Origin of the sequence: Leptospira congkakensis (genome assembly GCF_004770265.1) — a bacterium.
Classification (GTDB): Bacteria; Spirochaetota; Leptospiria; order Leptospirales; family Leptospiraceae; genus Leptospira_A; species Leptospira_A congkakensis.
On record NZ_RQGQ01000017.1, the window covers coordinates 603910 to 615050 of the forward strand.

8 protein-coding genes are annotated in these 11141 nt (G+C 38.5%); 5 read left to right on the forward strand and 3 right to left on the reverse strand.

Translation table 11 applies throughout. From position 1 onward, the window contains the following. Positions 1 to 20 precede the first annotated feature (20 nt). The 4 genes from EHQ70_RS16325 (at position 21) to ilvD (ending at position 5643) form a co-directional block, all read left to right on the forward strand. Positions 21 to 602, forward strand: coding sequence for a TetR/AcrR family transcriptional regulator (locus EHQ70_RS16325; RefSeq protein ID WP_135588170.1), 582 nt, complete (start codon positions 21 to 23; stop codon positions 600 to 602). Further along, complete coding sequence (locus tag EHQ70_RS16330) at positions 599 to 3253, forward strand: TonB-dependent receptor plug domain-containing protein (protein WP_135588172.1); 2655 nt, start codon at positions 599 to 601, stop codon at positions 3251 to 3253. The genes EHQ70_RS16325 and EHQ70_RS16330 overlap by 4 nt, the downstream gene beginning before the upstream one ends. Continuing rightward, complete coding sequence (locus EHQ70_RS16335; RefSeq protein ID WP_135588174.1) at positions 3250 to 3897, forward strand: hypothetical protein; 648 nt, start codon at positions 3250 to 3252, stop codon at positions 3895 to 3897. The genes EHQ70_RS16330 and EHQ70_RS16335 overlap by 4 nt, the downstream gene beginning before the upstream one ends. Before the next feature lie 69 nt (positions 3898 to 3966). Then, on the forward strand, positions 3967 to 5643 hold the full coding sequence (ilvD, locus tag EHQ70_RS16340) for a dihydroxy-acid dehydratase (protein WP_135588176.1): 1677 nt from the start codon (positions 3967 to 3969) through the stop codon (positions 5641 to 5643). 25 nt (positions 5644 to 5668) lie between these two features. On the opposite strand, the gene EHQ70_RS16345 is transcribed toward ilvD, so the two are convergent. From EHQ70_RS16345 to EHQ70_RS16355, 3 genes are all read right to left on the reverse strand, one after another. Next, positions 5669 to 6685 carry a pirin family protein gene (locus tag EHQ70_RS16345; RefSeq protein ID WP_135588178.1) on the reverse strand — a complete coding sequence of 339 codons (1017 nt, stop codon included), beginning with the start codon at positions 6683 to 6685 and terminating at the stop codon, positions 5669 to 5671. 55 nt (positions 6686 to 6740) lie between these two features. Further along, a complete protein-coding gene (locus EHQ70_RS16350; RefSeq protein WP_135588180.1) occupies positions 6741 to 7880 on the reverse strand; it encodes a hypothetical protein in 1140 nt (379 codons plus the stop codon). 85 nt (positions 7881 to 7965) lie between these two features. Further along, positions 7966 to 9246, reverse strand: coding sequence for a PAS domain-containing sensor histidine kinase (locus EHQ70_RS16355; protein ID WP_135588182.1), 1281 nt, complete (start codon positions 9244 to 9246; stop codon positions 7966 to 7968). Between the two features lie 133 nt (positions 9247 to 9379). On the opposite strand from EHQ70_RS16355, the gene EHQ70_RS16360 reads away from it, so the two are divergent. Next, a complete protein-coding gene (locus tag EHQ70_RS16360) occupies positions 9380 to 11131 on the forward strand; it encodes a hypothetical protein (RefSeq protein WP_208729572.1) in 1752 nt (583 codons plus the stop codon). Positions 11132 to 11141 lie beyond the last annotated feature (10 nt).

Consider the following 11141-nt stretch of genomic DNA (forward strand, 5'->3'; position numbering starts at 1 on the left):
ATTGACAGTTTGTAGGGTAGATGAAAAAGGAACCAACCCGCGTCCGCCTCTTACAAGTCAGCCGGAACCTCTTTTTAAAACAAGGGTACTCAGGGACAGGACTGAATCAAATTGTGGAGGAAGCAAAAACAGTTAAGGCCAGTTTGTACCAACATTTTGATTCCAAGGAAATGTTGGGTAAGGAAGTGATTCGGATCTATTCCGATGAAAATTTAACCCTACTCAAATCCTTAATGAAACGAAATCCGAAACCACTGGATTTTGTAAAGGCCTGGGTTCGTATTCTTTCTAGGGAAGCTCGGATGTCCCAACTTTTTGGGTGTGGAATGGCAAACTTCCGCGCACAAATTGCACCCCATGAATTGGAAATTCAGAAAGAAATTGAAGAAATCGCAAATAGAACCATCGATTGTTTGGAAGAATATCTAAAAGAGTCGGTCCAAAATGGTCATTTAATTTCCAAAGTGGACTGTCGATTGCTTGCAAAACATTTATTTTTTGTTTATGAAGGGGTCCTGCAAGGATATCGTTTGCTTGATGATAAAAGGTCATTAGATGAATTATACCGAATTGCCGAAAGTTTGATCCCATCATCTAAATGAAAATCACCAGGTTACTAATACTCATTTTACTTTTTAGTTGGATTCGCCCTTCTTTGGCTGATGGCAATCTAGAGGTTGTATTTCAAATTGTGAAATCCAACTCAGGAAAACCAGTTACCAACGCAGTAGTGATTTCCAAAAAAGGGAAAACAACTGGAGTTTCAAATGAAGAGGGGATCGCCAAACTTCGATTTCCCGAGCCTGGATACTATGAAATCAAAATTTCCACAGCCGACAGGACGGAATCTGTATTTCGTGAAGTTCGGTTTAAAGGCCAAGTCATCCTCATTACCATTTCCGAAGCTAACCTAGCAGGAATTTTAGTCAGCGGGGAAAGAGACAAAACTCCACTTTCGCGGTATGGACTCGTACAAGATGAAATCAAACGCCTTCCAGGTGTTTCCGGCGATTCACTAAAAGCCTTACAAACCATTCCGGGCGTTGTGATTGGAGCCCCTGTGGGAATTTTACCTTCCGTGTTTACAAACATTGGAACCAACTTACTCACAGGGAACCCTTATTCCAATAGTGAAAGAGGGGACTTGTCATTACGTGGCGGTGGTACAAGACAAAACCAATATTACTTCGATGGATTTCCACTTCCCTATCCTTTTCATTTAGGAAACCAATCATCTGTTTTAAATAACAATTTAATCAAATCCTTTGATGTGTTTACGGGAGCATTTCCAGCTAAATATGGTTATGCGACTGGTGGAATCATTGCCATTGAAGGAACGGATCGTGTGGATGAAAATAAAACAGTCATCAATACAAATTTGTTTTTATCTGACATCTATAACCAAACCAAAATCCTCCCTGGACTTGCTATGATTAGTTCGGGTAGAAAAAACTATCCTAACGTAGTATTATTACAAGCATACCCACAAGGAATTCCAGAGGATGCGAAATTCGCAGAATACCAGGATTACCAATGGAAAATGATTTGGGATATTACTGCGGAACATAGACTCTCTGTTCAAACTTTTGGAACGAGAGATAGACAAGCCTATACCAAAGCCCAAGCGGATTTGGAAAGAGGAGGAGGTGACCCGCGTCCCCCAACTGGACTCGACCGAATGTTTCGCACGGATGCCATTCGTTACGTTTGGAAAGGGAAAACATTTCGAAATACAATCTCTTATTCACGCACTTCCTTTAATGAGTTTTTCGAACTCCGATTTACAAATCCACTGACTGCTGAAAACATATTTGGGTTACAAAACAGGACTACAGATACAATCACCTATGTCCAAAATGCATTTGAATGGGAACTTTGGGAGGAACATCTCAAACTAGAAGCTGGGGTTCAAGGCCGGTTCCGAGAGACCACTCTCAAGGGAGAAAATATCTCTTCTTATAATCGATTATTTTATAATATCTTTAATGATCTTTTGAATTCCAATGCAGCTTTCCGGTCTGTGATTGACGGAGATCGAATTCGATACAGAGAAAAATCCGCTTATGCAGAACTTCCATTTAAATATGCAGGATTTCGCCTAACACCAGGTGCGCGAGTGGATCATTATTCAGGAAGTAATGAAACCAATTTAGCACCTAGGATCACTGGTGGTTATTTATTTGAATCCACAAAAACTGGGATTATGGCGGGACATGGAATCCATTACAATGCGCCAGTTTCAGTGGAAGCTTTGTCCGCTAAGTCAGGAAATCCAAATCTTTTTATGGAAAGAGCCGAACACAATTCGATTGGTGTGAGCCAAGAATTTGCAAACAATTGGCAAATTAAAATCGAAGGTTTTCGGAATATCTTTCAAAACATCATCGTTCCCGACTCTTATATTGTGGATCCGTATGCTCTTAATAATGATACACGTGTTTTTGTGAATGAAACGGCAAAAGTTTTAGCAAACCCCATCACTCCTAAAAATCTAAATTATTCCAATGCGGGTTATGGGCATTCGGAAGGTGTGGAAATTTTTATTAAAAAAACAAAAGATCCAAGAGAACAGTCCGGACTTTTTGGTTGGATCTCCTACACAAATTCCATCACCAAACGTATCAATAACCAATCCAGATTGAGTAGTGATGAAACCAGAAACAGAACCTTACTCAATAATTCTAGGACTCTACTTGCCCAAGCAAAAATGGGGACCAACTATATCAATTATTATGATGATAATAATTTAGAGGTCATTTACAATAACGACAAAGAACAATTGTATGATTTGGACAGAACTCATATTTTGAATATTGTATTTGGTTATAAATTCAATCCGGAATGGATGGTGGGGGGAAGGTTTCGATATTTTTCGGGGACTCCATACACTCCCATTACAAGCGCTACACGGGCAAGTCAAGCGGCTACATTTGGTTTGAATTTATATTTTCCCAATTATTCTGGAAATTATAACAGCGACAGATTTTTGCCTTTCCACCAGTTTGATTTGCGGATTGATAGAATCGAAAATTTTTCTTGGGGTTACATCAATACCTATATAGAATTTGTGAATTTTTATGGCCGCAGAAACCAGGCCGGTTTTGAATTTGATAACACAAAAAATTTCCAAAGAAACCAAAACCCTGCCCCCACTTATGATACTGTTAATTCTCCTTATATTGTTTCCCAAACACCAAATGGAAAAATGGCAATCATCCCTCTTGTCAATATTGGTATTGAGGTAAGATTTTGAAAAAATTTACCATTGGATTCAGTTTGTTACTTTGTTTGATTTCTTGTTTTGAAAATGGAGATGAAAAACAAAAAGAAGAGGAAAACAAACAAACCGTTTCTCTCACTACTTTGTATTTGGTCCGGCAGTCTGGTAATTGTATCAAAACAAACACAACTTTAAGTTCCAATAACCGATTTTGTAGCCGGCGGCCTTTGGGAATTTGTAATGTAAACCAACTCATTCTCACTCAAAGTGAATTGAACGTTATTCTAAATGATACTAGAATCATTCAGGCTAGAACCACCGATTGCCAAGAATCAATTGCCCTCTCAGGTGTTTTGAGTTTGAAAGCAACTACGGTTGCTAATATAGATAGTTTTAAATCGCAATATACTTTCCAAGTTGTGGAAACTTGTGAATTAGAAGGATTCCAAACATCAGCAGGAACAAGGTTTGCTACCTTTACGGAAATCCAGTGGTTAGAGTCAGTTCGTGGAAAAATTGCAAAAGCTGCAAAAACCATTTCTGCCAATACTTTTTTACCCCAAGCCAATCGTGATCGTGCTAACAGCTGTTTGAATTTAGAGTTTAAGGATTGGGAAAAAGACCTAGCACAGGGAAACAATGAGAATAAAATCCTGGTCGAAATCGTTCATCCATAAATTCAAAATCCGCTTTCCTTAACCTTGCCATCCCACATTTTGTCTTTAATCCAAAGGAAATTGAATTTTATGACTTTGAATCGATATAGCCGCACTCTTACCCAAGACGAATCCCTTCCTGCTTCTCAAGCAATGATCATTGGATCCGGAGTTCCTTATGAAGATCTGAACAAACCATTCATCGGAATTGGAAGTACAGGATTTGATGGAAATCCATGTAACATGCACCTAACCACTCTTTCTGCCTTACAAAAGAAAAGTGTATTAGACACAAAAGAAATGGTTGGTTTACTATTTAACACCATCGGTGTGAGTGATGGGATTACTAATGGAAATGATGGGATGCGTTATTCCTTACCATCCAGAGAAATCATTGCCGATTCCATTGAAACCATTGCTGGTGCTCACTATTATGACGGTCTTCTTTTTGCTGCAGGTTGTGATAAAAATATGCCAGGTGCTATCATGGCAATGGCTAGACTCAATCGCCCATCCATCATGGTATACGGTGGAACCATCAATGGTGGTCATTACAAAGGTGAAAAATTAAATATTGTATCTGCCTTCGAAGCTTACGGAAAAAAAATTAACGGCAAAATCACAGAAGATGATTTTAAAGAAGTCATAAAAAATTCCTGCCCGGGTCCTGGAGCTTGTGGTGGAATGTACACTGCCAACACTATGGCCACAGCCATCGAAGTGATGGGAATGAGTTTGCCTTATAGTTCTTCTTCTCCTGCTCGCAGTGAAGAAAAAAAGAAAGAATGTATGAATATTGGAAAGTATATGTACAATCTTTTAGAAAAGGACATCAAACCTTCTGATATCATCACTCCTAAATCTATTTTGAATGCACTTCGAGTTGTCACCATTCTCGGTGGTTCCACAAATGCAGCCTTACATATGATTGCTATTGCAAGGACAATGGGGATTCCTCTTGATTTGGAACAAATTCAAAAAGTAACCGATACAACCCCACTCCTTGCGGATATGAAACCAAGTGGAAAGTATCTTATGGAAGACCTTCATGCCATCGGGGGAACACCTGCTATCATGAAATTCATGTTAAGCGAAGGTTTGATTGACGGATCTTGTTTGACAGTCACTGGAAAAACCATCGCAGAAAATTTAGAAGGCCTTCCTGATCTTCCGAGTGACCAGGACTTACTCCGACCAGTCAGTAACCCCATTAAAAAAGAAGGTCATATTCAAGTTCTCTATGGCAATATCGCCAAAAAAGGGGCAGTGGCAAAAATCACTGGCCACGAAGGGGAAATGTTCGAAGGAAAAGCCATTTGTTTTGATTCCGAAGTGGAAGCCAATACAGGCATTCGTGATGGGAAAGTCAAACCAGGTCATGTAGTAGTCATTCGCTACGTAGGCCCTAAAGGTGGCCCAGGAATGCCGGAAATGTTAAAACCAACTTCTGCCATCATTGGAGCAGGTCTTGGGGACAATGTGGCACTCATCACTGACGGAAGGTTCTCTGGAGGAAGCCACGGATTTGTTGTGGGTCATATCACTCCAGAAGCAATGGAAGGCGGAGAGTTGGCATTTGTAAAAGACGGGGACAAAATCCTCATCGATGCTCGCACGAACAAACTCGAATTACAAATTTCACCTGAGGAATTAGAAAAAAGAAGAGCGGCCTGGAAAAAACCACCATACCGCATTACCACTGGATATCTTTGGAAGTACATCCAGATGGTAAAAGATGCAAGTACTGGTTGCCTAACAGACCGTTAGGCGAAAATTTGAAATTCCTACTCGTTTAAGTAGGAATTTCTTCCTTTCCATCCGCATGTCTGGCAAATCTCCCTTTGCCAACATGGACTGGATCATAAGAATCCCAAGGCCAACCGCCAAACTGCGTTTTGCGATAATCATCAAACGCTTGTTGGATTTCCTCTTGTTTGTTCATCACAAAAGGCCCATACTGCACCACTGGTTCGGCAATCGGTTTTCCTTCTAAAATCAAAATGCGTCCGGGTTCTGATCCGTTTTTCAGTTCTACAGAAACATCAGATGTCAAATTGTACATATGTTTTCCTGGAACCACAACATCATCCATAACCAGTCCTTCCCCACGGAAGTAGTAAAGGTTTCTGTTATTACCAGCAGAACTTCCTGGAATCACAAAACTGGCTTCGGGATCTAAATCCAAAATATAAATACCAACTTCGTTTTTAGGATCACCTGCCCAGGAATCTGGGGGAGGATCGAGTGGTTTTTCGCCAAACAAAGATCCTGCGACAGTTTTGATTTTAATTTTTTTTCCAGAAGCATCCGAGACAACTTTCACAGGAATGTCTTTGTTCCAAAACATTTTGAAATGTGGATCGACAAATTTATTTTTTGCAGGAAGGTTCAGCCAAATCTGAAAGAGCTCCAAGGTGTTATCACCGGATTCATCCACTAAAGGAAACATTTCTGAATGTTGGATTCCAGCACCAGCAGTCATCCATTGTACATCCCCATCTCCATATCTACCGGCAGCACCTTGGGAATCTGCATGATCAATGAGTCCTCTTTGGACAACTGTTACCGTTTCAAAGCCACGGTGAGGGTGGCCAGGAAAACCGGGAATGGTTTCTCCGTGGTACATCCTCCACCCATCTTTGCCGGCAAAGTCTTGGCCGATTTGCCTTCCTTGTAAAGAAGCATCCGGGCCAAACTTTCCATTGCCTTTGGGATAAAAATCTTCGTGGTGAACACAAAACAAAAATGGATCCGAGGTTGGCCATTGGAAGTCAAGTTTTTGGGCGTATAATATCGATTTGTGTTTCATCTAAAAATCCTGTTTTTGCGATTTCTATCGCTACTAATAAGACAGTGGATTAGAATCAAAAGTTTTTCACAATAGAAACATTCACTCCAAAAGTCCCGTATTGTTTGGCACTGAGTGAAGAATTGAGGTCTGGAACCGAACTGAGTTCCACCGGTGTTTTTCCTGTTCCCACATTATAACCTGTCACTTCAGAGATACTAAAGGAAGAAATTTGGTAGAATCCACCGTATTTCACTCCCAATGTTTCAAAAATTTTCCAAACAAGTCCTAACTCCAACGACATCGTTGCGCCGGTAAGGCCTTTTGCGAATCCTTCTTTGGATTGGAACATTGTTAATTCTGATCTGGTAACGGGCGAACTAAATGTAACTTGGTTACTTGCATTTAAAGAACCAGTCGATGAGGTTTCAATCCCGTAAGAAGCAAGTTTCAATTGTCCAGAAAAAACGGTAAAACCACCGACCATATAGAAGTTCAACCAGTCTGTGATGGAAGTGACAAACCCATAGTCCATTCCATAATTTTTAGTTCTAAATTCTACAGTTCCAGTTGAGAAAGCTAATCCCTGTGTGACAGTTTGGTCTCCCGTTCTTAAAAAAGGAAATTTTAATTGGAAAGATTGGAATGGACCTTTCGAAGATAACTCTGAATAGTTGAAACTGAGTTCTGTTGAACTGGATGTAGTTAAATAATTTAATGGGCCCAGTCCAATTTTAAAACCAACTTCATTGATTCCTGAATGGATTCGGTCATTTAAATAAAGTCCGTTTGTACTAAAACTAGTTCGAGTATCGTTGTATTGTTCACCTTTAGCATAAACAAATCCTACAAAAAAATCTTCTGTGAATTGGTGAGAGTATTTGATTCGAGGAGAAATTGTAGAAGTTGGTTTTGAATCTGAACTTTCTGTGATGATCCCTGGTGGGTTGAGGTTGTTCGTTGAGTTACTGTTGACTAAACTGGAAGCCACTCGAGATGAATTTAAAATACTAGATACGGATTGGGGGCCACCTTCGGAAGGGGTCTGTGCAAATTCGCCAGCAAACTCTAATACCTTTAAACCAGATCCCAAAAAAGAAGAAGATTTAGAATTTTGTTTAGAATCTGTTTCTGAAGGATTCGAATTGTTTTGTGCAAATAGAGGGGAAACCAATAACGATATGAGTAAAATAAAATTTCTGACTACGATTTTCATCTATATCAATAAATAATTTATGAATATAGAATCTATAACAAAAAAGTTGAGAGGGAAACCTTTTCATTCAGAAATTAGAATGATGTTAAATAGTTTTTGTGTTTTGTACTAATTGAAAAAAGAATGTGGAGCCTACATCGATTTCAGTTTCTACCCAAAGGGTACTTTTATGTTTTTCTAAAAATTCTTTACACAGAATGAGGCCAAGCCCAGTACCTGTTTCTTGATTTGTACCTAAAGTAGAGGTCTTTCGATCCAGTCGAAATAAATTTTGAATTTGTTCTTCCTTCATACCCACGCCAGTATCCTTTACAAAGAAGATAGTGGCATTTGGATCTATTTTTGTTTTGAAACTAGATACCATTTTTGGTTTAGAATTTTCTTTTGGTTCCGGTATTTGTTCCGAAGGTAAAACACCTATGGTTACCTGCTTACCTTCTAAACTGTATTTGATTGCGTTGGAAATCAAATTACGAATGACCGTTTCAATCATAAATGGATCGGCAAAAATTTCCAAATCTTTTGGAATTTTGTTATGAATTGCCACTGACTTTTTGTTAGCTGATAGACTTAGAAGCCCTATCACTCGTTGTACTAAATCATAAAAAGGGAGAGAAATTGGTTGGAATTGGATGGCACCTGTTTGGGAACGAGCCCAATCTAATAAATTTTCGAGTAGAGAATAAACTAAATCAGAAGATTCTTCCAACATTTTTAAATAAGAAGTTCTTTCGGAATCAGTGAAGGAAGAATCTTTTTCACTTAGGATTTTTGTGAATTCTTTTTGTGTTCCAAGTGGTCCTCGTAGATCATGTGCGATGATCGAAAAAAATTTATCCTTAGTAGAGTTTAATTCTGCTAATCGAATGGCAGATTGTTTTAAATTATTTTCAGCGAGTTTTCTTTCAGTGATGTTACGAATGATACCGCAGTTGTATTTTTTTCCTCCATATTCTACTAAATTGACAGTCACTTCGATTGGAAAGGAGGTTCCATCTTTTGTACGATTGATCGTTTCGATAGAAAAGGATTTGCGTTCTAAGATTTCTTGCCAATGAGCTTTCCACATTTCAACGGTAAACAAAGGATCTACTTGAAACATTTGCATAGAAAGTAATTCTTCTTTCGTGTATCCGTAGTTTCTACAAGCAGCATCGTTCACAAAAACATAATTTCCGTCTTCATCCGTCCAAACAATGGCATCAGAGATTGTATCGATTGAAAATTGTGTGAACTGCAAAGCATTGATTAAACTAGAATGGTCTAGGTTTTTATTTCCATGTGATTGTTTTAACATTTGGTTTTCCTCTTCCAAACGTTTTAGATCTGCTAGTAAAGCTTCGTATGTCTTAGGTAGAGTCGACATGGATTATTGGTATGATAAAATCGACGAAATAAATTGCCAAGAACTAAGCGAACACTTTAGTTTATTTCGTAACGAATGAATCGGGCTTGACGGAAAACAAATTTATAGATAAACCTAAACTCCTCGAAACGATATGCCGTGCCTATTTTGCCAGAAAGGATCTTCTAGTTTTTCGAGGTCAGTACCAGCTCAGGACGAAACACGAACACCCACCTTTCCTATTGATGATATCGTTGGGAATCCTATCAGTAGATTTTCTGAAATCTATGAATGTCGTGACTGTCATAGCCTTTGGTGGATCAAAACACGAGGGTCTGGTGATCCAAGATCCACCTATCCAGAGTTTTACGAACAGACTGCCGAACGAATTGATGACCAGCGTTCAGAACTGATTCGAAATCCAACGATCGCTGGAATCATCACTCATAAAGATTCAAAACTTCCTTATTCTTTCTTTGAAGAAATTTTGGAGATAGTTGTTTTATCGGAGAAGGAGAAGTTAAAAGAACTTTATCTCAAACGAGAAGAAAATGTACACACTTCTGTAAAACTTTGGTTACGTCGCTGGTTTCCGAAAGAATATCCTAAGGAATTTGAAGAGATTCAAAAAAAAGGATTTCCCACTGATTCCAAAGAACTTCTCCGTTTGGAAGAAACTGAATCTGTTTTGGTTTCAGAATTTATTTCAAGAGACCAATTTGTTTTTCTCACAAAAAATACGAAAGAAGATTGGAAATTACAAACTTACGATTTAACCAAAAAAGAAATTCTTTGGTCCAAAAATGTCCAAAGACCTTTTTTGGAAGGTTTAAAAATTCCCATATTATTTTACCAATCAGGATATCTTTGTTATTACCAGGGATTCCAAAAGGGATCAGAATATTATTCCCAACTCAATCGACCGGAAACCCTACGTATTTATGATTTATCTGGAAAGGAAATTTTATCTGTTCCTCTCCGATTTCAATGTTACGAAATCCTTTCCACAGAAGAAAGAGATATATCCGAAAATCGAATTTCGCATAACATTAATTTTTCGATTCTTTCGGACAAATTGTATCTTCCTTATGAGTCTAAAATTGTAGTTTATGATTTGAAAACAGGGGCTTCCATAAAAACCATCTCCCTCCCTGGATGGGAAGTTTTTTCAGGAAAGGCCTTTGAAACTGAATCCGGTCAATTGTTATTTTATACATTGAAAGGCATTGTGGGAATGAATGCAGAAGACCAAGTAACCTTTCACTATTCTTCCAAGTTTCATCCTGTGTTTATCGATTCTAGTTTTCGTTTGTTTTACTATTACGCAATAGTTGAATCTGCTGATTCTGGAAAAAAAATAGAGTTCAAAAAGAAATATGAATCTGGAGTGAGTTTACTCCAGCAGTTGTCTTCCAAGCCGGTAGAATATCCCCGTGGAATTTATTTGCCTTTTTCTTTGGACGGATCCTATCTTTTAGATTCCCAATTGAAAATAATCAAAGAGTTTCCTTTTAGTACGACAGACACAATTGGACCCCATGCCTTCGGATTGGAAAAAAATCCAGTCCTTGTGACGGAAGACCGGATCATCATCACGGATGACTATTCAGGAATTTATATGATCGACTTTTTAGGAAATTTGATATTAGAAAAACAAATCGACTCGGAAGTATTATCTCTCTTTACCATTGATGGAAAACATCCAATCATCGTCTTAAATAAATATGATGATTATACCGATGATGATCAGGTTGCAGTTTTCCTATTTTCACCCAAGGGAGATGTGATGGCTGAAAAAATTCTTCCTGCCCTTCCTGGTTTTTCCGTGAGTTTTGATGGCATATCTATATTTGTTAAAGGCAATCAGGTTTTCTCCATCGATTTGTTTGGAGCAGAAAACAAATGATGAAGAAAAA